At 39.1% G+C, this 21,827-nt stretch carries 25 protein-coding genes and 1 pseudogene; all 26 read left to right on the forward strand.

The genetic code is table 11. The features are described 5' to 3' along the window. Positions 1–90: 90 nt before the first annotated feature. The 26 genes and pseudogenes from ABD005_RS09770 (at position 91) to ABD005_RS09895 (ending at position 21,586) form a co-directional block, all read left to right on the forward strand. Positions 91–672: a HutD/Ves family protein gene (locus ABD005_RS09770; protein WP_215978633.1), complete on the forward strand. Its 582-nt coding sequence runs from the start codon at positions 91–93 to the stop codon at positions 670–672. 134 nt (positions 673–806) lie between these two features. Beyond that, positions 807–1,016 (forward strand): annotated as a pseudogene (locus ABD005_RS09775) (hypothetical protein). Between the two features lie 88 nt (positions 1,017–1,104). Then, on the forward strand, positions 1,105–1,875 hold the full coding sequence (locus ABD005_RS09780) for a beta-ketoacyl synthase chain length factor (RefSeq protein ID WP_343817259.1): 771 nt from the start codon (positions 1,105–1,107) through the stop codon (positions 1,873–1,875). A 1-nt stretch (position 1,876) separates the two neighbouring features. After that, on the forward strand, positions 1,877–2,653 hold the full coding sequence (locus ABD005_RS09785) for a lysophospholipid acyltransferase family protein (RefSeq protein WP_215978635.1): 777 nt from the start codon (positions 1,877–1,879) through the stop codon (positions 2,651–2,653). Continuing rightward, the gene (locus ABD005_RS09790) at positions 2,634–2,888 is read left to right on the forward strand and encodes a phosphopantetheine-binding protein (protein WP_215978636.1); all 255 of its coding nucleotides are present in this window, start codon (positions 2,634–2,636) and stop codon (positions 2,886–2,888) included. Before ABD005_RS09785 ends, ABD005_RS09790 begins: the two co-directional genes overlap by 20 nt. Before the next feature lie 13 nt (positions 2,889–2,901). Beyond that, the gene (locus tag ABD005_RS09795; protein WP_215978637.1) at positions 2,902–3,147 is read left to right on the forward strand and encodes an acyl carrier protein; all 246 of its coding nucleotides are present in this window, start codon (positions 2,902–2,904) and stop codon (positions 3,145–3,147) included. Positions 3,148–3,155: 8 nt separating this feature from the next. Beyond that, entirely contained in the window at positions 3,156–3,722 is a 567-nt protein-coding gene (locus tag ABD005_RS09800) for a COG4648 family protein (protein WP_343817260.1), read from the forward strand. After that, positions 3,715–5,115: an AMP-binding protein gene (locus ABD005_RS09805; protein WP_343817261.1), complete on the forward strand. Its 1,401-nt coding sequence runs from the start codon at positions 3,715–3,717 to the stop codon at positions 5,113–5,115. The genes ABD005_RS09800 and ABD005_RS09805 overlap by 8 nt, the downstream gene beginning before the upstream one ends. Beyond that, on the forward strand, positions 5,108–5,467 hold the full coding sequence (locus tag ABD005_RS09810; RefSeq protein WP_252738747.1) for an ApeI family dehydratase: 360 nt from the start codon (positions 5,108–5,110) through the stop codon (positions 5,465–5,467). The genes ABD005_RS09805 and ABD005_RS09810 overlap by 8 nt, the downstream gene beginning before the upstream one ends. After that, on the forward strand, positions 5,467–6,210 hold the full coding sequence (locus ABD005_RS09815; protein WP_343817262.1) for a glycosyltransferase family 2 protein: 744 nt from the start codon (positions 5,467–5,469) through the stop codon (positions 6,208–6,210). Before ABD005_RS09810 ends, ABD005_RS09815 begins: the two co-directional genes overlap by 1 nt. Beyond that, the gene (locus ABD005_RS09820) at positions 6,207–7,172 is read left to right on the forward strand and encodes a lysophospholipid acyltransferase family protein (protein WP_343817263.1); all 966 of its coding nucleotides are present in this window, start codon (positions 6,207–6,209) and stop codon (positions 7,170–7,172) included. Before ABD005_RS09815 ends, ABD005_RS09820 begins: the two co-directional genes overlap by 4 nt. Beyond that, complete coding sequence (locus ABD005_RS09825; protein ID WP_343817264.1) at positions 7,169–8,710, forward strand: HAL/PAL/TAL family ammonia-lyase; 1,542 nt, start codon at positions 7,169–7,171, stop codon at positions 8,708–8,710. Before ABD005_RS09820 ends, ABD005_RS09825 begins: the two co-directional genes overlap by 4 nt. 5 nt (positions 8,711–8,715) lie before the next feature. Beyond that, entirely contained in the window at positions 8,716–9,141 is a 426-nt protein-coding gene (locus ABD005_RS09830; protein WP_343817265.1) for an acyl-CoA thioesterase, read from the forward strand. Beyond that, positions 9,141–9,785, forward strand: a complete 645-nt coding sequence (locus tag ABD005_RS09835) for an outer membrane lipoprotein carrier protein LolA (protein ID WP_343817266.1) — start codon at positions 9,141–9,143, stop codon at positions 9,783–9,785. Before ABD005_RS09830 ends, ABD005_RS09835 begins: the two co-directional genes overlap by 1 nt. A gap of 29 nt (positions 9,786–9,814) precedes the next feature. Beyond that, the gene (locus ABD005_RS09840) at positions 9,815–12,097 is read left to right on the forward strand and encodes an MMPL family transporter (RefSeq protein ID WP_343817267.1); all 2,283 of its coding nucleotides are present in this window, start codon (positions 9,815–9,817) and stop codon (positions 12,095–12,097) included. Continuing rightward, a complete protein-coding gene (locus tag ABD005_RS09845) occupies positions 12,090–13,325 on the forward strand; it encodes an NAD(P)/FAD-dependent oxidoreductase (RefSeq protein ID WP_343817268.1) in 1,236 nt (411 codons plus the stop codon). The genes ABD005_RS09840 and ABD005_RS09845 overlap by 8 nt, the downstream gene beginning before the upstream one ends. Continuing rightward, entirely contained in the window at positions 13,316–13,894 is a 579-nt protein-coding gene (locus ABD005_RS09850) for a DUF3261 domain-containing protein (protein WP_343817269.1), read from the forward strand. Before ABD005_RS09845 ends, ABD005_RS09850 begins: the two co-directional genes overlap by 10 nt. A gap of 2 nt (positions 13,895–13,896) precedes the next feature. Beyond that, positions 13,897–15,087, forward strand: a complete 1,191-nt coding sequence (locus tag ABD005_RS09855) for a beta-ketoacyl-ACP synthase (protein ID WP_343817270.1) — start codon at positions 13,897–13,899, stop codon at positions 15,085–15,087. Continuing rightward, a complete protein-coding gene (locus ABD005_RS09860; RefSeq protein ID WP_343817271.1) occupies positions 15,080–15,535 on the forward strand; it encodes a hotdog family protein in 456 nt (151 codons plus the stop codon). The genes ABD005_RS09855 and ABD005_RS09860 overlap by 8 nt, the downstream gene beginning before the upstream one ends. Continuing rightward, positions 15,532–16,257, forward strand: coding sequence for a 3-oxoacyl-ACP reductase FabG (gene fabG / locus ABD005_RS09865; RefSeq protein WP_343817272.1), 726 nt, complete (start codon positions 15,532–15,534; stop codon positions 16,255–16,257). Before ABD005_RS09860 ends, fabG begins: the two co-directional genes overlap by 4 nt. Next, positions 16,257–17,486 (forward strand): beta-ketoacyl-ACP synthase, encoded by a 1,230-nt coding sequence (locus ABD005_RS09870; RefSeq protein ID WP_343817273.1) that lies wholly within the window; start codon positions 16,257–16,259, stop codon positions 17,484–17,486. The genes fabG and ABD005_RS09870 overlap by 1 nt, the downstream gene beginning before the upstream one ends. Beyond that, positions 17,479–18,294 (forward strand): MipA/OmpV family protein, encoded by an 816-nt coding sequence (locus ABD005_RS09875; RefSeq protein WP_343817274.1) that lies wholly within the window; start codon positions 17,479–17,481, stop codon positions 18,292–18,294. The genes ABD005_RS09870 and ABD005_RS09875 overlap by 8 nt, the downstream gene beginning before the upstream one ends. 84 nt (positions 18,295–18,378) lie before the next feature. Beyond that, complete coding sequence (locus tag ABD005_RS09880; RefSeq protein ID WP_343817275.1) at positions 18,379–18,939, forward strand: diguanylate cyclase; 561 nt, start codon at positions 18,379–18,381, stop codon at positions 18,937–18,939. After that, positions 18,940–20,049 (forward strand): 3-oxoacyl-[acyl-carrier-protein] synthase III C-terminal domain-containing protein, encoded by a 1,110-nt coding sequence (locus ABD005_RS09885; protein ID WP_215978653.1) that lies wholly within the window; start codon positions 18,940–18,942, stop codon positions 20,047–20,049. Positions 20,050–20,055: 6 nt separating this feature from the next. Further along, on the forward strand, positions 20,056–20,739 hold the full coding sequence (locus ABD005_RS09890) for an iron-containing redox enzyme family protein (protein WP_343817276.1): 684 nt from the start codon (positions 20,056–20,058) through the stop codon (positions 20,737–20,739). Beyond that, on the forward strand, positions 20,732–21,586 hold the full coding sequence (locus ABD005_RS09895) for a DUF6999 family protein (RefSeq protein WP_343817277.1): 855 nt from the start codon (positions 20,732–20,734) through the stop codon (positions 21,584–21,586). The genes ABD005_RS09890 and ABD005_RS09895 overlap by 8 nt, the downstream gene beginning before the upstream one ends. Positions 21,587–21,827: the final 241 nt, after the last annotated feature.

A 21,827-nucleotide genomic window follows, 5' to 3' on the forward strand; every position in this document is an offset into this window, starting at 1 on the left:
CTCTATCATCGCGACTTATACTCACAAATACTAAAGTAGTCTGCTCATTCAGGTTACTTCTACGTTAAAATATTTTATTTTGAGACCAATATGATCACTCTTATTTCCCCTGATAACTTTAAAACTATTCCTTGGAAAAACGGCTTAGGTTTTACCACTGAACTTGCGATTAATGATGGGGCTACTTTAGATGATTTTGATTGGCGCTTAAGTATTGCCAGTGTAGCTAACGACGGTGAGTTTTCTAATTTTAGTGGCTACGAGCGTAACTTAGTATTAATTGAAGGTAATGGCATAACCTTAGAACACTACGAACACCATACTGATAAATTAACTCAATTACTTGATATTGCTAAATTTGATGGTGCATATAAAACCACTGGCTTATTACATAACGGCGCTATTAAAGACTTTAATGTTATTACTAAACAAAACAGCACTTCAGTAGAAGTTAATAGTTACACTACAATGCAACAAGTTGCAGTGCCATTACAAAAATCTTGTGTCATTTTTGCTTATAGCTTAACCGATACTACTACAATTGAAAGCTTAGCAAGCCAAGTAATACTTGAGCAAGGCAGTTTAGCTAAAGTCACCGCAACAGAACAAGAAGGTATGGTGACAATTTCAGGGAAAAACCTAATCATAACCACGATTACGCTCAAACAATAACTCTACACTAGGGGCTAATAACTTAGAGGAGAGATGAGCTTAAATCCTTATAAACTAAATCGAAATACTAGGGGCTGTTGATCTTTCGCGGTTAAATTTTGTTCGAGATAAAAGCGTTTTAATCGCGGCGGACAGTGTGTTGCCTAGTCATTCTAAGCAAATACTGTTCAACAAAGAGTAAAACGCTTTTAGCCGAATCCTTCGGACAGCGTTTGTTGGTTATTTTTACTGCGTTATCGCCTTTTTAGGTAGAATAACTACATTACAAAGGCTCTGCCTTGTATAAATACCCAACAAAAAGCTGCAAAAATAATCTCGAAAGATCAACAGCCCCTAACGATTAAGTAAAAAGTAATGCTTATCTTTGTACAAGCTCTTACTCAATAAGGTAGAATTGCGTTAAGTGTCTTTGAATAACGACAGTACTAATACATGGACTTTTCACTAAAAATTTCTCATCTCACTAGCTTATCTGCCGCCAGCAATGGGCAGCAATTAGGTGAAAAATTTATACAATACTCATTTGGTAAAGCGGAGTTACCTGCTTTACCACAGTTAAAGCCTATGCAAAGACGTCGTTTAAGTCCATTTGCAAAAATAGCATTACACTGCGCTTATGAGTCAAGCCAACAAACCAATGCTGCTTTTGACATTATATTTTCAAGTCGCCATGGGGATTTAGACAAAACTTCCGCGTTATTAAATGATTTAGCCGAAAAAGAGCCATTATCACCAACCGCTTTTAGCTTGTCAGTACATAATGCGGTGCCGGGGTTATTTTCTATTTTTACCCAAAATACTGCCCCAAGCTCTGCCATTTCAGCAGGAAAAGAATCTTTTTTAATGGCCTTGGTTGACGCTTACGCTCGATTAAATTCCTATAACTGTGATCAAGTATTATTAATTCATGCCGATCAAGCACTACCTGAGTTTTATGTTGAGTATGCCGATGAAAGTCAAGTTGATCACGCATTTGCCTGTATAGTTACTCGTGTTGAAAAAGCCCCAAAGGCTATAGAGAAACAAACGCCTAATACAGAAATCATTCGGTTTTCAACAACCGCTCATAGCGCAACACAAGATAACGTTGCTAACAGCACGCCTTTGGCGCTTAATTTTGTCACCTGGTTTAATAGCTCGCAAAGCCACTGCAATTTGTCATCTTCTGATAAGTTATGGCGTTTAAGCAGAGTTGAGCAATAACATGTTAAATAAATTATGGCGTATTCTCGCCACGGGCATTGCATTTAGCTTATTCGGTTTTGGCGGTTTATTTATTGCGCTATTTGTTTTACCTATTCAACGTTTATTTATTCGTGACACAGCTAAACAACAAAAACTAGCAAGAACTACCGTACATCATACATTTAAACATTTTATTTCTTTTATGAGCATCACAGGTATTTCGACATTTAACGTGAATGAACGGCAACATTTACAACAAATATCCGGACAATTAATACTTGCCAATCACCCTTCATTAATAGATGTGGTATTATTGATTTCACTCGTACCTAATGCTAATTGTGTTGTAAAAGCTCACCTTTTTAGAAACCCTTTTATGCGAGGCGTGATCAACAACACTGGTTATATTAGCAATGATGATCCCGAAGAATTAATACAAGATTGTAATGCTGCGTTACAAGCAGGTCATAACTTAATTATTTTTCCTGAAGGCACACGTACTACGCCAGGTAAGCCAATAAAGTTTCAACGTGGTGCGGCTAATATAGCTTTACGTTGTCAGGCAACACTTTGTTGTATAACGCTAAAAGTAGAGCCTGCAACATTAACAAAAACAGAAAAATGGTATCAGGTACCAGAAAAAAAATTTGAAGTGTGTTTAAAAGTGATAGCTACTACGCCAAAATTTACACATTTAACATCAACCCCTATAAGTAAAGGTTCACGTATTTTCACCCGTGAATTAGAGCAGTTTTTTAGAGAGGAGATACACAATAATGACGGACTTAAAAGCTAATTTAAAAGCACTCATTATAGAAACATTAGATTTAGAAGATGTCAGTGTTGACGATATACAAGATGACGAACCACTGTTCATTGACGGTTTAGGTTTAGACAGCATTGATGCATTAGAGTTAGGTTTAGCGATCAAAAAAACCTTTAATGTAAAAATTGATGCCAATTCAGACGACACTAAGCAACACTTTAGCTCGGTTAATAGCCTGAGCCAATTTATTACCGAAAACAAGTAAACGTAGGCTAGCAATGAAATCGAGACAAGAGTTATTTGACACCCTAAGCACCATATTAGTAGAAGAGTTTGAAATTGACGCCAGTGAAATTACTGCCGAAGCTAATCTTTATGAAGATTTAGATTTAGACAGCATTGATGCCGTAGATTTAGTGGTAAGACTACGCACCATTACTGGCAAAAAAATTGAGCCTGACGCTTTTAAACAAGTAAGAACGATTAATGATGTGGTTAACGAAATGGAAAAGCTGATTGCTTAAGTATTTCTGTGACTAAAATCCTCGTAGCGCTTTCTTTTACGTTAATCATTTTATACCCAGTAGCTGTTTATACTGGGTTGCAATACCTTGAGAATCGTACTCTAGCTTTTGCCCTTATTGGCTTATTTTTAGTGCGACTAGTACTCAGCAAACGTATTAAGCAATCTATTCCTTGGATGAATCACATTTTTATTGCGGTTATTGCTGTACTGGCCTTGACCGCAATTTTTGATATTAGCATTGGCGTTTTGCTATACCCTTTGGTGATCAACTTATCAATGTTAGCAATATTTGCTTATTCCTTAATTAAAAAGCCGAGCATTATTGAAACTCTCGCTCGCCTTCAAGAACCCAATTTACCGACATCAGCCATTCCTTATACTGAAAATGTTACCCGTGTTTGGTGTGTATTTTTTATTATTAATGGCACTATTTCGTTGTACACCGCACTATTTACCAGTATCGAAACATGGACCTTATACAACGGCTTAATTGCTTATTTATTAATGGGGACTTTGATGACCGTTGAATGGCTTGTTCGACAACGTGTTAAAGCGAAACACTCTCATGACTAACTTATCGTACTTAGCCAAAAAAGCGCCTTTATTTTCTTTAGCTGAAGGGGATTTTTCCGGGAAAAATTTTTTACAAGACGTTGCCTTTTTTCAAAAAAAAATACAACAGATCAATAAAACACAAATTAACGCGGTGGTGTTAAGTGAAAGCAATACATACCGCTTTTCCGTACGGTTATTTGCCTTAGCACAGCACGGTATTACCATTTATATTCCGAATAATAGTCAACCTGAAACGCTCAAAGAGTTGCAACAGTTTAGTCAATTTTCAGCTGGCTCAGCTAACTTCCCCGCAGGTTTTTACTCGTTAGAGCGCTCAGTTATTGATGATGAAAATGATATAGCTGACAAATCACAACTAAGTAATACATTGATGTGGCCAACCACAGGTAAGTTAATCTTTTCTACCTCAGGCTCTACGGGTAAAGCAAAATTAATTGAAAAGCACTGGTGGCAACTCAACAAAGAGCTTAGCTGTTTAATCACCACTTTTGCAGAGCACAGCCAAAGTATTAATGCTGAGAGTACATTTATTACCACAGTGCCACATCATCATATTTACGGTATGTTGTTTAGGTTATTGTGGCCGTTAAAAATTTCAGCCACTCTTGAACGACAAATAGATTACCCTGAAAGCGCGCTGAATCTGCTCAAGGCCAATAATAATATTGTCCTTATTTCCAGCCCTGCTTTTTTGAAACGCTTATCAAAAGATAATGTTTTCTCACCTTATACGAGTAATTTTAATCGCATTTTTTCATCGGGTGGTAAGTTAGATGATAATGACGCACTCACACTGGCTCAACAATTAAGTTTAGGTATCACTCAGGTTTACGGCAGTACAGAGTCTGGCGGTATTGCACATCGACAAGTAACAACATTACCAGCAGAGCCTTGGACTGTGTTCCATGACATTACTATTAAATGCCATGACACAACACAACAATTACTGCTCAATTCACCTTATTTAACCGACAGTTCAACAATTACAGCACATAACTGGTTTGTCATGGACGACATTATTGAATTGATTTCACCTCAACAATTTAACTTACTAGGCCGCACTGACCGTACGGTGAAAATTGAAGATAAACGGGTTAATTTATCAGATATTGAAGCAAGCTTAATGGTGCACCCGTGGGTTGATGAGGCGCGTATTATTGTAAAGCAAGGGCAGCGAGATGTACTCGCAGCCGTGATAGTTTTAACACCAACGGGGAAAATGGCGCAAAGTGAGCTCAGCAAGTTTCAAATGAATCTGCAGTTAAAACAAACCTTAAGTGAAAAGTTTAATGCTCTTTGTCTTCCAAAAAAATGGCGCTACCTAAACGAATTACCTTATAATCCGCAGGGAAAATTAACCCAGGCAGCTTTGGAGAAGGTATTTGACTAGTTTGCAAAATACCCAAGTAGAAATAACTCACCATCAAAAAACAACACACGGAGCGCTACTGACTTTTATGGTTGAGCCTAGTCTCGATTATTTTAAAGGGCACTTTCCTACGGCTCCAATACTTGCTGGTGTGGTACAACTCGACTGGGCTGTTAATTTTGGTCAACAATACTTGTCATTAAAACCCCATGCCGTAAAGCAAGTAGAAGTATTAAAATACCAATTAGTGATCACGCCAAATACCCAAGTCTTTTTAGAGTTAGAACAAAAAAGTGAAGTTAAATTTACCTTCAAGTTTTATTCTGAACACGGTACACACTCTTCTGGTCGCATTGTTTTAGAGGAAAACTAATGTCATATTGCTTTATTATTCCTAATTACAATCATATCCATAATTTTTCATCGTTTATCAATAAGTTAATTCAGTATAAGCTGCCTATTATTGTGATTAACGATGGCAGTGATACCAATACCGAACTGGCGCTACGCACACTAGCAACCGAGCAACCGAGCATAACATTACTACACCACCAGCGTAATTTAGGCAAAGGTGCGGCCGTACAAACAGGGTTAAGTTACGCTTATCAGCAAGGTTTTAGCCATGCATTACAAGTCGATGCTGATGGCCAGCATGACTTGAATGATATTGATACGTTTATCAACTTATCTAAAGCATCGCCACTGACACTGATTTCAGGTACACCAATGTATGATGAGTCTATTCCAAAGCATCGGTATTTTGCGCGTTACATTACCCATGTCTGGGTTTATATTGAAACCTTATCGCTACAAGTAAAAGATAGTATGTGCGGCTTTCGCGTTTATCCGTTAGCGGCATACAATATCCTTAGTGATAAAGTTGCCTTAGGTAATCGTATGGACTTTGATACCGAAGTACTGGTGCGTCTTTATTGGCAAAACTGCCCTATTACTTTTGTGCCTACTAAAGTTATTTATCCTGAAGATGGTAGTTCGCACTTTCGCCCTTTAGAAGACAACATTAGAATTTCTTGGATGCATACACGTTTATTTTTCGGCATGTTAATCCGCAGCCCAGCTTTGCTCTACAAAAACATTAAGCGCTGGTTGTCATGACAAAAAACAAACATTGGGCCAATATTGAAGAGCGTGGCTCTTTGCTTGGCATGAAGTTACTCTTTGCCATTTATCGACTGCTAGGCCGCAGAATATTATTGATTTTTTTATTCCCTGTAGTGCTATATATTTACGCCACAGGTAAAGCAGCACGCACAGCGTCACGTAACTTTTTAACGCAAGTTAACTATTACAACGGCAATAAAAAAAGCGCCTCATGGCTAGCTGGCTTAAAGCACTTTTTAGCGTTTGCAGATTCTGCCTTTGATAAAATAGATGCTTGGCTTGGTAATATTACTACCGCCGACATTCTTTATAATCAAGACGGTGTAATGCAAAGCATTATTGAGAACAAAAAGGGAGCTATTTTTATTGGCTCTCATTTAGGTAATATTGAAGTTTGCCGCGCACTAAGTCAGGGACGGTACCATATACCTATTAATGTCTTGGTTTTCACTGAAAATGCGATCAAGTTCAATGAAATATTAAAGAAGGTAGCTGATAATGTCAGCGTTAACTTAATTCAGTTAAGTAATATTGGTCCTGAACTGGCAATTAGTTTGCAAGAAAAAGTTAATCAAGGTGAAATCATTGTCATTGTCGGAGACCGAACCAGTGTTTCAGTGGCTGGTAGAGTAGTGTATAGCCCATTTATTGGTAAAGAGGCTCCTTTTTCACAAGGTCCTTTTATTTTAGCGGCATTATTAAAGTGCCCTATTTATTGGTTATTTTGTCTCAAAGAAGGTAAGAAGTTTCGAGTAATCTTTGAACATGTCAGCGACGAATTAGCTTTACCTAGAAAACAACGTACTCAAGTGCTTGAATCATTCATTAACCAATATGCTGATAGACTGAGTTTTTATGCCGCGAAATACCCGCAGCAATGGTTTAATTTTTATGATTTTTGGCAGCAAGACCAAGCCGTGAGTCGAAAAGAGAGCAACGGAGAAAGTAAACAGTGAACAAGCAGGCAATAACTTTTGGCGCAACACGATTAACCATTGAAGATATCGTTGCAATTGCCAAGCAAGAAAATAGCGTTGAAATTACTAACGATGAATTATTCAAAGAAAAAATAGACTCTGCTGTGCGCTTTTTAGATAAGTTGCTCGAAGAAGAAGGGGTTATTTACGGTGTAACCACTGGCTATGGCGATTCAGTTACCGTGAACATTCCTCTTGATTTAGTGAAAGAACTACCACTGCATTTGACGCGTTTTCATGGTTGTGGTTTAGGCGATTCATTTAGCCCAGAACAAGGCCGAGCCATTTTAGCAACGCGTCTTGCTTCGTTAAGCCAAGGTTATTCAGGCGTTAGCTGGCCACTATTAAACTTGCTAGTTAGCTTTATTAACAAAAATATTGTTCCTGTTATTCCACAAGAAGGCTCTGTTGGCGCAAGTGGTGACTTAACACCATTATCTTATGTTGCAGGCGCCTTAATTGGCGAACGTGAGGTTTATTATAACGACGAAATAAGACCGAGTAGTGAAGTACTTAATGAAGTAAATTTACAACCAATAACTTTGCGCCCGAAAGAAGGCTTAGCCATTATGAATGGCACAGCGGTAATGACGGCTTTATCATGTTTAGCTTTTAATCGCTCAGAATATCTTGCCAAATTAGCCAGTAGAATTACCGCCCTTTCCAGCTTGGCATTACAAGGGAATAGCCATCATTTTGATGAAATTTTATTCTCGGTAAAACCACACCCTGGTCAACAGCAAATTGCTACTTGGATCAGACAAGACTTAAATCATTATGAGCACCCTCGTAATTCTGATCGTTTGCAAGACCGATATTCTATTCGCTGTGCGCCACACGTGATTGGTGTTTTACAAGACAGCTTAGGCTTTTTCAGAAGCTTAATTGAGAACGAGTTAAACTCAGCCAACGACAACCCTATTATTGATGGTCAAGGTGAACATGTCTTACACGGCGGACATTTTTACGGTGGCCATATCGCGATGGCAATGGACAGTTTAAAAACCGCAGTTGCTAACCTAGCTGACTTAGCCGATCGCCAAATTGCTTCATTAGTTGATACCCGTTACAACAATGGTTTACCTTCTAATTTATCAGCAAGTTGTGATCAACGTCGGTTTATCAATCATGGCTTTAAAGCGGTACAAATCGGCGCATCGGCTTATACGGCAGAAGCATTAAAACACACTATGCCTGCCAGTGTTTTTTCACGCTCAACCGAATGTCATAATCAAGACAAAGTTAGCATGGGCACCATAGCCGCACGCGATGCTTTACGTGTATTGCAACTTACCGAGCAAGTATTAGCGAGTACTTTGTTAGCGGCAGTACAAGGCGTACGTTTAAGAATTATCAATAATGAGCTTGATCACGATAGCTTATCGCCATGCATTAAAGCAATGTATGACGATATTGATAGTTTTTTTGAAACCCTCAGTGAAGATCGTCCACTAGAGCCAGTCTTACGTTTTACAGTTGATGCTATTCAAAATCAACGCTGGTCGCTATACGAGTAATAACAATGAACAATAACAACGCCTTATTATCAGCAAGTGAGTTTTATGAAGTTCCCTTTCATGACTGTGACCCTATGCAAGTAGTGTGGCACGGTAATTATGCACGCTATCTAGAATTAGCGCGTTGTAAATTATTACGCCTATTTAACTACGATTACAATGATATGTACGACTCAGGTTATATGTGGCCGATTATTGATATGCGTATTAAATATGTTGGAGCAACGGTCTTTACTCAACAAATAAAAATTGAAGCCTTTTTAAAAGAGTACGAGCAGCGCTTAAAAATAGATTACATTATTTCTGATGCCCAAACAGGTAAAAAGCTTACCAAAGCAACCACCACACAAGTCGCGGTATGCATGCAAAGTAAAGAAATGCAATTTGAGAGCCCTGCGGTACTGCTAACTAAAATAGCCAAGGTACTATAATGCCAATAACACTCCCTTTAATATCGCTGTTATTGTCGCTATTAATGACGATATTTATCAATACCGCACTGGCGCAAGATAGCAAACAAGATATCGCAGCCAAAAAAAATATTAAAATCGAGCTAAGCACGCAGCAAGCTAGTAACATTTTATTATTAACTAAAAATATGCAGCGCCAAGGTCAATTTACGCAGCATAAGTATTTTAAAGTGTTGAAAAAACCTTTTGTTTCTAAAGGCACGTTTAGCATTAATCAGCAGGATTTTATATGGCAAACGCTTAAACCCGCCAAAAGTGCCATTATTTTTGAGCAAGGTATGCTCTATATTGAAGAAGCTGGGGTAAAAAAACCAATGCCACACGCGTTAGGGTTTTCCAGCATTATTCGCCTACTCATTGCTGGTGACTTTAACGAACTTACCGATGAGTTCTCGTTTTTCACCGCGAATGTTGCCCAGTGTATAACGCTTTTGCCAAAAGATAGCGACGTAAGTAAAGTGATCAATTCACTCACCTTATGCGGTGCTGGTCAGGTTGACAAAATCACCTTGCTTGATGCTCAACACAACAAAACCGACATTATGCTAAGCTACACCCGACAAAGTTCAAAAAATAGCGCTGAAGATGTCGCACATAGCGAATAATATCTCCGCAGTTGCCAAAGGAATACACCATGACAAGGACTAAGCATCACAACAATAGCAGTCGAAGGGTCGTGCTATTAGGTGCATTACAGCTAGCCTTTAGTCTCATTGTTGTTGTGGCAATGTTAGTCACTAACAAAGTCCACTTTCAAGCTGATATGTTAGCTTTGTTACCAACAGAAGACTCTGCAAGTGGCGCTCAGTGGCAGCAAAGCGAAGCGGCTTTTTTTAACCAACACCAAAGTAAAGTTGTACTGTCTTTTACCGGCGAACAACACCTAAAAGCGCACGATCAAGCCCACCAAGATTTTACAAAAAAAGGCTGGTTAAGTAGTGAAAAAGTCAACCCTGACATTAACGAAATTGCACGTTTTTATAGTCAATATCAAGGCAGCTTACTTTCTGTTGCCAATAAACAAAGTTTAGAGCGGGGTGACAATTTTGACGAGCAAATATTAAGCAAACTGAGTGAGTCGGCTAACCCTTTTGTTCAAGCCTCATTTGAGCTTGATCCTAGCTTAATGATTGGTAACTTTATTGAACAATCACTGGTGAATACTAACGGAATCTCGCAACAAGATGGCCGTTTAGTAAAACAAACACCGCAAGATGAAGTAGCAATACTTATTGTTGATTTACCTGAACAAGCTAAAGATATTGTTAATGCTCAGCTATTCGCGACCGAATTATTAAATACACTAAATACTATACAAAGTACTTATCAAAACAGCGTAATAAAATATTCAGGTATTGTTTTTCATACGAGTGAAAATGCGCAACAAGCAGCTTTTGAAATGTCACTTTTTGGTAGTTTAAGCTTAATAGCGATGATAATTTTAGTGTGGTATTTCTTCCAAGGTATACAAGCATTATCTGCGGTATTATTAACCTTAACCAATGCGATAACCTATGGATTACTAGCATTATTTATTGTTTTTAAAGAGGTGCACCTGATCAGTTTTGTTTTTGGTATCACCTTAATTGGTATTGCCATTGACTACTGCTTTCACTATTTAACCGACAAAATAGAGCAAGGCGATACGAGCCTACACAATAACGCAGTGCGCAATGCCATATTGTTAGGTTTTGCTTCTACAGCGATTGGTTATGCTATGTTTTTATTCACACCGATTGGCTTTTTTGCGCAAATTGCCACTTTTATAATTTTCGGCTTAACAGGCGCAATTGTCGCTGTATTTACTTTAGTACCGCAGCTCGCGAATAAAGCCATCAACGATAGCCGCCTTAAAACTACAGGGCAAAAGCTTGCCAGTATCATGGCATCAAACCGCAAGAATATGCTAATGGTTGTTTTACTAAGTCTTGGCTTATTGCTGGCAAAGCAAGTTTTTACACCGTTAACATTCGACGATAATATTGCTCTGCTAAGTGCCAGCAGTGACAAGCTATTAGCTAACGAGCAAAGCCATCAACAGTTACTCTTTGGTACGAATCACCATAGATTACTCATTCGTGCTAATAACAACCAAGCGGCGCTTGAATTAGAAGAGCAGCTTAACCAAGCAATAATGTCTACCGAAAGCAAAGCGCAAGTGAGCGCCATCAGTAATTGGGTGCCTTCAGCAAAAAGTCAGCAAGAAAACTATCAGTTGCTTAGTAATGCAGAAAATAACCAAACCTTTACGCAAATTAATACCTTATTAACGCAAAAAATCACCTTCCCTCAATTCACCTTGTTAACTGTTGAAGACGCATTAAAGTCGCCAATAAAGTCATTAGTGTCTCCGTTTTATTATCGCGATAGTCAGGCGGTAACCACACTCATGCAAGTGAGTAATATTGATAAGGCGAAACTAGCAAAGCTGATTTCGCCTTACGCCAATAAAGTAATGCTTGTTGATAAAGCAGCACAATTATCTGATTTAATGACTTTAGCTCGTGAAAACTTATTATTGTGGCTAGTTATTGCCATCGCTATTTTTACTGTCGTCTTGTGGAAAAAATTTACGAGGCGCGCAGCGATTAATGCCGGTGCAGCGCTACTCGCTACTATTATTATTTCGTTGCTATTAAGCAATGTTATACAAGGGCCGTTAAATATATTTAACGCGTTAGCTTTGGTATTAATTTTAGCCTTAGCAATTGATTATCTTATTTTTTATCAAAGTCGTGCTTTACATCCTATGAATGTGATCGCGATAACATTATCAGCACTGTCATCAGCCTTTGTCTTTGGTTTGTTGGTAGTGAGTAAAACACCGGCCATTTTTAGTTTTGGTTTAACGGTAGTTATTGGGTTAATTTGCATCTACTTTATTGCACCATTAACCATTAGAGGAAAATATGAATAAAGAATTTTTTGATGTGGTTGTTATTGGTGCTGGGCCTTCAGGTGCCGTAGCATCAACATTATTAGCAAAACGTGGCTATAAAGTATTGGTGATTGAAAAACAGTATTTTCCGCGTTTCTCAATTGGTGAAAGCTTACTGCCACAATGCATGACCTTTTTAGCGCAAGCTGGCTTAGTCGACTCACTTCACCAACACGCTGATAGCTTAGCTTTTCAATATAAAGATGGCGCAGCGTTTCATAAAAATGGGCAAGATACTTTTTTTGATTTCACCGAAAAGTTTAGCGACGGACCCGGTACAACCTACCAAGTAAAGCGTGCCGCCTTTGACGAACTACTTGCTGATGGTGCCAGTAAAGCAGGTGTTGAAGTTCGCTTTGGTCACCAAGTAGTAGAGGTTAATGTTGAGCCTGAGCAACCTGAATTAACCATTACTGATGAAGCGGGCAATAATTACCACGTTAAGGCTAAATTTTTACTCGATGCTAGTGGCTTTGCTCGTGTGCTGCCAAAATTTTTATCATTGGAAAAACCGTCGGTTTTCCCCGTGAGGCATTCTTATTTCACTCATGTTGAAGATAAGATCAGCGCTGCTGACTTTGACCGCAATAAAATACTTATTACCGTACACCCTAAACATGCTGATATATGGTATTGGTTAATTCCTTTTTCAGATGGTACCGCCAGTATTGGTGTTGTTGGTCGACCTGAGCAATTTGATGCACAGGCGACTCCTGAGGTGATATTAAAAGATTTTATCTACCAAGCTCCTAATCTAGCACGATTACTCGGTGAGGCTAACTGGGCTAACCCTGTAAATACCTTGCAAGGTTACTCGGCTGATGTAACGGGCTTAACGGGTAAAAACTATGCTTTACTCGGCAATGCGGGTGAGTTTTTAGATCCCGTATTTTCCTCAGGTATTACCATCGCCTTATGTTCATCGGCACTTATTGCGCCACAGGTAGATAAATATTTACAAGGTGAGCATGTTGATTTTTTTGAGCATTTTGAAAAACCACTACGTGCTGGCGTTGATTGCTTTAAAACCTTTGTGAGTGCTTGGTATGAGGGCGGTTTTCAAGATGTTATTTTTTATCAAAAACAAGAAAAAAACGTCAAAAGCATGATCAGTTCAATCTTAGCTGGGTATGCATGGGACACCGCTAATCCTTATGTTGCGCAAAGCGAACGTCGCTTTAAGGTGCTTGTCGATTTATGCCAGTAAAAATATTTAGCTTAATACTGCTATTGCTGCTTAGTGGTTGTGCCCGTAATCAACAGACAACTAATGCTGAGCAACAAATTGCGCCACAAATAACAATTGCTGAGCAGGTAACACTGTTGCTATCAAAAGCGCCAGCACAATTAGTGGGTCAGGATTTTCAGCATTTACTCGCTATTAATCATCAAAACAAACGTTACAGTGTATTAATGCAAGTACAAATCAGCGAGCCAAAAGTTGATGTAGTCGCAGTAAGTTTACAAGGAATACCGTTATTTGAAATGGCTTCTTTGGCTGATGGCACCATAACATCAAAAAGTTATGTTAACTTAACAGCGATAGAGCCTGCTTTTATTATGGCTGACTTTCAATTAGTGTATTGGCCAATAACCACGCTCAATACTATGTTAAATGGCGCAATAATCACCGAAGAAAAGCATGGCGATGCGCTATTACGTAAAGTAATCGCCAACGATAAAAACGTTATTGAAATTACCATCACAAACACACAAGTAAGCTTTGATCACCTTACTAGAAATTATCAATTAATAATTAGCCCAATTGAGTCGTAACTATGGCAACTTTTCTACATGACTTAGGTATAAACTGTGCGTTAGGTAACAATAAAGCACAGGTGCTTACAGCAATACAACGCCAAGATCACTCAACTGAATTCCTCAGCCAAAGAGACGACTTACACTTAGATGGTACTCCTATTTTTGTCGGTGAAGTTAATGCAGAGTTGCCATGTTTGTCAGCTTACCCAAGCCACTTTAACAGTCGAAATAATCAATTGGCATTGCAGGCTTTTCAGCAAATAGCGCACACTTTCACACAGCTCACCGGTAATATAGATAAGCAACGTATTGCTGTAGTTATTGGTACTAGCACGTCAGGTATTTTATCAGGTGAACGTGCCCGATCGCAGTTATTAGCAAACGGTAACATACCTAAAGACTACCATTATGCGACGCAAGAAATGGCAGCACCCGCACAATTTATTGCCCATGTTTGTGGCGCACAAGGCCCTGTTTATAGTATTTCTACCGCATGTAGCTCCAGTGCAAAATCACTAGCAACCGCTAAAATGCTACTCGAAAGCAATATTGCTGATGTGGTACTTTGCGGCGGCGTTGACGCGTTAAGCCAACTCACCATTAATGGCTTTAGTGCACTTGAGTCAGTATCAGCAGGGCTTTGTAACCCTTTTGGTGCTGAGCGAGATGGCATTAATATTGGCGAAGCCGCAGCGCTCTTTTTAATGAGCCGCAATAACGATAGCATCAACTTATGCTCTGCTGGCGAAAGCTCTGACGCTTACCATATTTCAGCGCCTCACCCTGAGGGTGACGGTGCTTACCAGTCAATGGCATTGGCACTTAAAGGTGCCAATTTATCAGCCAGCGACATCGACTATATTAATTTACATGGCACTGGCACACCAAAAAATGATGACATGGAGGCCAAGGCAGTACATCGTTTGTTTGGTAGTAGCGTGTTAGCTAGTTCAACAAAACGTTATACTGGCCACACATTAGGCGCAGCGGGCGCACTTGAGGCGGGTTTGTGTTGGTTACTTTTACAAAATCAAAGTGAAAACCATACACTACCAAGCAACGTGAATAATGGTAAAATCGATCCTTCTTTAGCAGCAATCAATTTAGTCGGCGATAATACCACCAAAAAAGTCCGTTATTGTTTGTCTAATTCATATGCCTTTGGCGGTAATAACATCAGCTTAATATTAGGAAAAAACAGTGCATAGCTACGATATTGAACAATTAATTGTTCATCGAGATCCCATGATTTTAATCTCAGGCTTAGCGGATTATGATCAAACCACGGCACATTGTTGGGTAAACATTAGTGAGACTTCCCCCTTTTACCAAAAAGATATTGCTGGAGTACCAAGCTATATTGGTATTGAATATATGGCACAAGCTATTGCCGCTTATGCTGGCGCAAAAGCATTAGATAACAATAGCACTATTCAGGTTGGTTTTTTGTTGGGTAGTCGAAAATACTTAACACACCAAGCCAGTTTTTCGTGTGATAGCAAGCTCGATATTTTCATTGAAGAACTTTACATTGAGCCTTCAGGCTTAAGTGTGTTCAACTGCACGATTAAACACGGCGATAATCTACTTGCTGAAGCCAAAGTAAACACCTTTCAACCTGAAGACGCGAGTCAATTTATCAAGGAAAACTCATGAGTAAACGTGTATTAGTAACGGGCTCTAGCCGTGGTATTGGTAAAGCCATTGCAATCAAATTAGCACAACAAGGATTTGATATTACAGTACATTGTCGTACAGGTATTGAACAAGCACAACAAACACAACAAGCTATTGAAGCACTTGAACAACAAGCTAATATTATTCAGTTTGATGTTTGTGATAGAGCCCTTGCTAAACAAATAATTGAAGCCGACATCGCAGAACATGGCGCATATTACGGTGTAGTCTGTAATGCCGGGTTAACGCGAGATATGGCTTTTCCGGCAATGTCTGGCGATGATTGGGATGTGGTATTAAAAACCGGTTTAGAAGGTTTTTACAATGTTATTCATCCAACAGTAATGCCCATGATTCAAACACGAAAAGGTGGACGTATTATCGCAATGACCTCTGTCTCAGGTATTACCGGTAATCGTGGGCAAGTAAATTACAGCGCCGCTAAAGCAGGGATTATTGGTGCGGCAAAAGCATTATCATTAGAGCTAGCTAAACGAAAAATTACTGTGAATAGTGTCGCACCAGGTTTAATTGCTACAGAAATGACAGACGATTTAGCCACCGACGACATTCTTAAAATGGTACCTATGCGCCGTATGGGACAACCTGAAGAAGTTGCCGCCACCGTCGCTTTTTTAATGTCAGACGACGCTGCATACATTACCCGCCAAACCATTTCAATTAACGGTGGATTAGCGTAATGAAACGAGTTGTAGTTACTGGAATGTCAACAATTACCGCGCTAGGCCAAGACTGGCCAAGTTTTAGCGCCGCATTACAAAAAGGCGAAAATGCCGTAGAAATTATGCCGCAATGGCAAACGGTTAATGGCTTAAATACCTGCTTAGGTGCTCCAGTAAAAGATTTTATCAAACCAGCGCACTATAAACGTAAACAAATACGCGCTATGGGAAGAGTGTCATTAATGGCGACAGCCGCAACCGAACAAGCTTTAATTGCAGCCGACTTATTGAACCACCCAAGTTTAATTAATGGCGATACTGGTATTTCATACGGATCATCCTCTGGCTCAACACCCCCTATTATCGCTTTTGGTGAGTTATTAAATAACAACTCTATGGATGGTATTACCGCCACTAGTTACATTCAAATGATGAGTCACACCGCACCAGTGAACATTGGGGTTTTCTTTGGTGTTAAAGGTCGTACTATTACTACTAGCTCTGCGTGTACATCTGGCTCTCAAGGTATTGGTTATGCCTACGAGGCGATAAAATTTGGTCGCCAAAAAATAATGATTGCAGGTGGCGCAGAAGAACTTTGTTTATCTGGTGCGGCTGTTTTTGACACCTTATTTGCAACCAGTATTGCGAATGAAAAGCCTAAAGCAACACCGCGCCCTTTTGATCAAAACCGAGACGGTTTAGTAATTGGTGAAGGTGCTGGCACGTTAATACTTGAAGAACTTTCCTCAGCACAAGCACGAGGTGCAACTATTTTGGCTGAAATTGTCGGTTTTGGCTCCAATGCAGACGGCAACCATGTAACACAACCTACAGCAGAAACCATGCAACGCGCAATGGAGCTTGCTCTTGAAGATGCACATATTAGCGCTGAAAAAATTGGTTATGTTAATGCTCACGGCACTTCAACTGAAAAAGGTGATATTGCTGAGTCACAAGCCACTTATAATGCTCTGGGAAAAGTACCAATTAGTTCGCTTAAAAGTTATTTAGGTCACACCTTAGGTGCTTGTGGTGCAATTGAAGCTTGGGCATGTATTAACATGATGAATGACAACAGTTTTGCACCAACCATTAATTTAGCTAATATCGATCCACAATGTGCACCACTTGATTATATTCAAGACAGTAATAGAGCGATTAATACTGACTATGTTATGTCGAATAACTTTGCCTTTGGTGGTATTAATACCTCTTTAATATTTAAGCGTTGGACCAATGAATAATCGTTTACTAACACTCTGTTTTATTATGCTAAGCAACATTATCAGCCCTGCTGTTTACGCGAATAGTAAAGTTGAATTAGGCATTGGTGCTTTTTCATTGCATACTGCCGATTATCCTGGCTCTAATGAATATCAAACCTATGTAGTGCCACTACCTTATTTTCATTATGAAAGTGAAAAGCTCTCTATCGACCGAGAAGGTTTAACGGGCTGGTTATGGCAAGATAACGGTTGGTATTTAGATATTTCAATGTCGGCAGGCATTCCTGTGAATAGTGACGATAATAAAGCCCGTCGAAATATGCCAGATATTGACTGGTCATTTGAATTAGGACCATCCATTAAACATTACTGGCAAGGAAAACCTAACAGTGATGATTATTTATTAGCGGAGCTATACACCCGTAAAGTTATCGCAACCGACTTCAGAGGTTTTGATGATATTGGTTGGCGTACTGGTTTACGCTTGGCACATCAAAAAACCTTTTCCTTAAGTAATAACAGCACACTTGAATGGGCTAACGCCCTTGATATTAATGCCGCAAATGATGAGTTAGCGCATTACTTTTATGGTATAGACAGTCAGTATCAAACAGCTACTCGCAGTGCATATAATGCCAATGGCGGTTATGCCGGCACTAATGTATCAACTGGCTTAGTATGGAAACACAAAAAGCTATGGCTAGCTGCTTATGTAAGTGCATACTCGTTGCACGGTAGTCAGCAAGAAAATAGTCCTTTAGTCAATGACGTTATTGGCTACTCTGCGGGGGTAGGTATTGTTTGGATACTTTACCAAAAGGGATAAAATACAAAAGAAATAGCGCAGCTACTCACTTGTTATTAAAAGCGTAACTGAATAATTTAAAAGAATAATAAAGGACAAATAGAAATGGACACTTCTGCACTACTCATCAATGTAATGCTTTACCTATTTTTACCCTTATGGGGTATTGCAGGCTTTGCTGACTGGTGTTGCCACAGAGCCACCAAAATTGAAATAACCTCAGGCATTAAAGAGTCGTTAATGCATTCGTTAATGGGCATACAAATGGGTATTCCCATCATTCTCTGCTTATTGTATGACGTAAATGTGTTAATTTTACTTATTTGTATTATTACTTGGATTTCACACGAAATCGTCGCTCATTGCGATGTGCGCTACGCCGCCCCTCAACGTGAAATATCTATCTGGGAAATGCACGCCCACACCTACCTTGGTTCATTACCACTGTACATGTTAATTTCAATTATTGTTATTAATTGGGCTGAATTTCAACAGCTTATTACTTTTAATTGGGCTGGCAATATGTCACTAACCTTAGTTAGTGAGCCGCACGGTACTTCATCTTACTTACCCGCCTACTTAACATTTATGGCGTTACTTTGTGTTTTTCCCTACGTTGAAGAAAATTTGCGCTGTTTAAAGGCGCACTTTAAAAAAGGAATTTAAGTGCAGGTTTATATAAATAGTACTGGCCGTTACTTACCCGGCAAAGCCGTTAATAATGAAGAGATTGAATCGGTATTAGGTTTAATTCACGGTAAGAAAAGTCGCTTAAAGCGAAAAATTTTAAACTCTAATGGCATTTTACAGCGTCATTACGCCATTAATGATCAACAGCAAACCACAATTTCAAATAGTGATATGGCCGCCAATGCAGGTATGAATTGTATTGACGAAAGCTACTTGGCTCCAGCCAAAATACAAATGTTAAGTTGTGCAACCAGTCAAGGAGATATGGTTTTACCTGGCTTTGGTAGCATGGTACAAGCCGCATTAAACCTTTCTGAAGTAGAGTTACACACAAGCCACGGCATATGTTCTAGCAGCATGATGGCACTTAAAACCGCCTTTAATAATATAAGGTGTCAAGATAGCGATAACGCCTTAGTCATTGCTAGTGAGCTTACCTCACGATTATTCAAACACAGCCGTTATGAACAAGTTACCGATCAAGCTGTAGATTTTAATGCTGAATTTCTACGGTGGATGCTATCAGACGGCGCAGGGGCATTATTACTAGAAAATCAGCCTCGACCAACTGGCCGTAGCCTTCGTATTGATTGGATTAAAAGTTTTTCACACGCCAATGTTTTTCCTGTTTGTATGTCGGTGGGACAATCTAAAGATGAAGAGCAAAAAACATGGCAAGACTACTCAAGCTATGGCGAAGCAGAACAAGCTGGCGCACTGTTATTACGCCAAGATGTTAGGTTACTCGACAATATTGTTGCTGTTGGCGTACAAGGTTTTTTAAAATTGATTGCACAAGGTCACGTTGACCCTCATAAAATTGACCATGTGTTATGTCACTTTTCATCAAAATATTTCAAAAACAAAATTTTTGAAATGCTAGAAGTTTCAGGGGCGAGTATTGCTGAAGAAAAATGGTATACCAACCTTTATCAACGTGGAAATACCGGCTGTGCATCAATTTTTATTATGTTAGATGAGTTCATTAAAACTCATGAGCTAAAAGCTGGCGAAACACTTTTTTGCATGGTTCCCGAAAGTGGTCGTTTTAACTGTGCGTACATGCACTTAACTGTTGTAGGGTAATAAATAATGGATAATATAGTCTTAACCAAGCTAGGACAAAGTTGCTTACAATCACTGCTAAAAGTCTGGTTCGATTTTGATCTAGCCATCACGCAAGTACCTATTATAAAACGCTTAGAGCAAGGGCGATTAAGTATTGAAGATTATCAAAGCTTATTACTTAATTTACGCCAACAAGTCATTGAAGGCTCACGCTGGATCAGCCGTTGTGCCTCAAGCTTTGATCGCGAATATGCCGATGTCAGGTCAACCGTCATTAGCCACGCCACAGAAGAGCATCGTGATTACCTAATACTGGAAAACGATTATGTAGCAACAGGTGGAGCCTTAGCTGACATTCAAGCAGCGAGTAAAAATATAGGCTCGGAGGCACTACATGGCTTTTTAATGTACCGAGCAAGCCAACCTAACCCCGTTGATTTAATTGGTGCAATGTGGATTATTGAAGGTCTAGGTAACAAAATGGCCAGCAAATGGTCACAACGTATTAATGAGCAATTTTCATTTGAAAATACTATTACTGCCTTTATGGATTACCACGGTGAAAACGATGAAAATCACTTACAAGCGCTTTACCGTCTGATTGATCGCGTAGCAACATCGCCTGAGCGGATTAACGACATAATACGCACCGCAAAAGTCGTCGCTAAATTGTATCAACTGCAATTAGAGGAGGTTGATAATGGCTAAAAAAGTCAGTCCTTATTTACAGGCCATTAGCAATGATGACTCTCTGCCGATAGAAAAGGTTGCCACGCAATTATGGATGACAGATCTCAATAACAGCTTTCGCTGGGTATTAAGACCATTATTACAGCTTTTTTTTGCAATACTGCTGCATATTGTTTGGTTTATTAAACGGTTACCTTTCCCTCAATTTAGCGCCCATCACTTTTTACAAAAAACTATTTGCTGGTTTTGTCGTTATTTTGTTTCACCTGAAGCCAACCTTTTAATTCTTAGGCACTTTGCTACTGAATCGAATATTTTAAACTTTTTATCGGAAAATACAGGGCACGAACATCGCGTTAACCTTTACCCAAAAACCATTAACGATATGCTCAATAGTACTTTTGTTGATCACGACCAAGAGCTCTTTGACTGTTTTATCAAACTAGGCAAAAGCCAAGCACCGATTTCAGCCAACCAAACGCCAACAGAATGTACTTGGGACAGCTGGCAGCCAATTAATATGGACGACTTTCATATCAAAAGAAGATCAACGCAAATACTCGACTTTGAAACGTCGCATGCTTTATTTATGTGCTTATTTTGTTTTTTACTGAAAAAAGATGAGTATCGCGATGCAATTAATGGCTTTAATTTAGACCAGTCTATCGCCATTAGAATAGGTCGAATTATTGATGACCCAACCTTAACTGAATTAGCCTACAACAAATATCCGCAATACTTAGTGGGCCCATGGAATTTAGGACAGCGCTTTTTAATGCATGGCTTTTTTACCGAACACTTATACGCAAGGCTAGAAACAATAAGACTGATACAACTTGAAAAGAGTAGCGCCGATTCGGCTTAAATAATCTGATCTCGGTTTAATAGATATTTAACAAATTGAAATATCAGCAAAAATTATTTTTTTGCATCGCTCGCTTGATAGTTTTTCTTTTTTCATATGATAAGCAAGGTAAATTTCGCGTCAATAGCTGGCCTATTGCAAGTAAATTTAACGAAGAAGTTAGGAAAAATAGCTGCTAGAGAAACATTTGTTAAGCCTAGCTCAGGTTAAATAATAAAAAAAGCGAGCAACCTAAAACTAG

Source organism: Colwellia asteriadis (assembly GCF_039523295.1).
Lineage (GTDB): Bacteria > Pseudomonadota > Gammaproteobacteria > Enterobacterales > Alteromonadaceae > Colwellia > Colwellia asteriadis.

Bases quoted from the DNA above. Each gene is read 5' to 3' on its own strand.
- ABD005_RS09815 (WP_343817262.1), top strand. From the start codon at position 5,467: ATGTCATATTGCTTTATTATTCCTAATTACAATCATATCCATAATTTT.
- ABD005_RS09890 (WP_343817276.1), top strand. From the start codon at position 20,056: ATGGATAATATAGTCTTAACCAAGCTAGGACAAAGTTGCTTACAATCA.
- ABD005_RS09855 (WP_343817270.1), top strand. From the start codon at position 13,897: ATGGCAACTTTTCTACATGACTTAGGTATAAACTGTGCGTTAGGTAAC.
- ABD005_RS09875 (WP_343817274.1), top strand. From the start codon at position 17,479: ATGAATAATCGTTTACTAACACTCTGTTTTATTATGCTAAGCAACATT.
- ABD005_RS09820 (WP_343817263.1), top strand. From the start codon at position 6,207: ATGACAAAAAACAAACATTGGGCCAATATTGAAGAGCGTGGCTCTTTG.
- ABD005_RS09850 (WP_343817269.1), top strand. From the start codon at position 13,316: ATGCCAGTAAAAATATTTAGCTTAATACTGCTATTGCTGCTTAGTGGT.
- ABD005_RS09835 (WP_343817266.1), top strand. From the start codon at position 9,141: ATGCCAATAACACTCCCTTTAATATCGCTGTTATTGTCGCTATTAATG.
- ABD005_RS09805 (WP_343817261.1), top strand. From the start codon at position 3,715: ATGACTAACTTATCGTACTTAGCCAAAAAAGCGCCTTTATTTTCTTTA.
- ABD005_RS09830 (WP_343817265.1), top strand. From the start codon at position 8,716: ATGAACAATAACAACGCCTTATTATCAGCAAGTGAGTTTTATGAAGTT.
- ABD005_RS09780 (WP_343817259.1), top strand. From the start codon at position 1,105: ATGGACTTTTCACTAAAAATTTCTCATCTCACTAGCTTATCTGCCGCC.
- ABD005_RS09790 (WP_215978636.1), top strand. From the start codon at position 2,634: ATGACGGACTTAAAAGCTAATTTAAAAGCACTCATTATAGAAACATTA.
- ABD005_RS09870 (WP_343817273.1), top strand. From the start codon at position 16,257: ATGAAACGAGTTGTAGTTACTGGAATGTCAACAATTACCGCGCTAGGC.
- ABD005_RS09840 (WP_343817267.1), top strand. From the start codon at position 9,815: ATGACAAGGACTAAGCATCACAACAATAGCAGTCGAAGGGTCGTGCTA.
- ABD005_RS09895 (WP_343817277.1), top strand. From the start codon at position 20,732: ATGGCTAAAAAAGTCAGTCCTTATTTACAGGCCATTAGCAATGATGAC.
- ABD005_RS09795 (WP_215978637.1), top strand. From the start codon at position 2,902: ATGAAATCGAGACAAGAGTTATTTGACACCCTAAGCACCATATTAGTA.
- ABD005_RS09785 (WP_215978635.1), top strand. From the start codon at position 1,877: ATGTTAAATAAATTATGGCGTATTCTCGCCACGGGCATTGCATTTAGC.
- ABD005_RS09845 (WP_343817268.1), top strand. From the start codon at position 12,090: ATGAATAAAGAATTTTTTGATGTGGTTGTTATTGGTGCTGGGCCTTCA.
- ABD005_RS09880 (WP_343817275.1), top strand. From the start codon at position 18,379: ATGGACACTTCTGCACTACTCATCAATGTAATGCTTTACCTATTTTTA.
- ABD005_RS09770 (WP_215978633.1), top strand. From the start codon at position 91: ATGATCACTCTTATTTCCCCTGATAACTTTAAAACTATTCCTTGGAAA.
- fabG (WP_343817272.1), top strand. From the start codon at position 15,532: ATGAGTAAACGTGTATTAGTAACGGGCTCTAGCCGTGGTATTGGTAAA.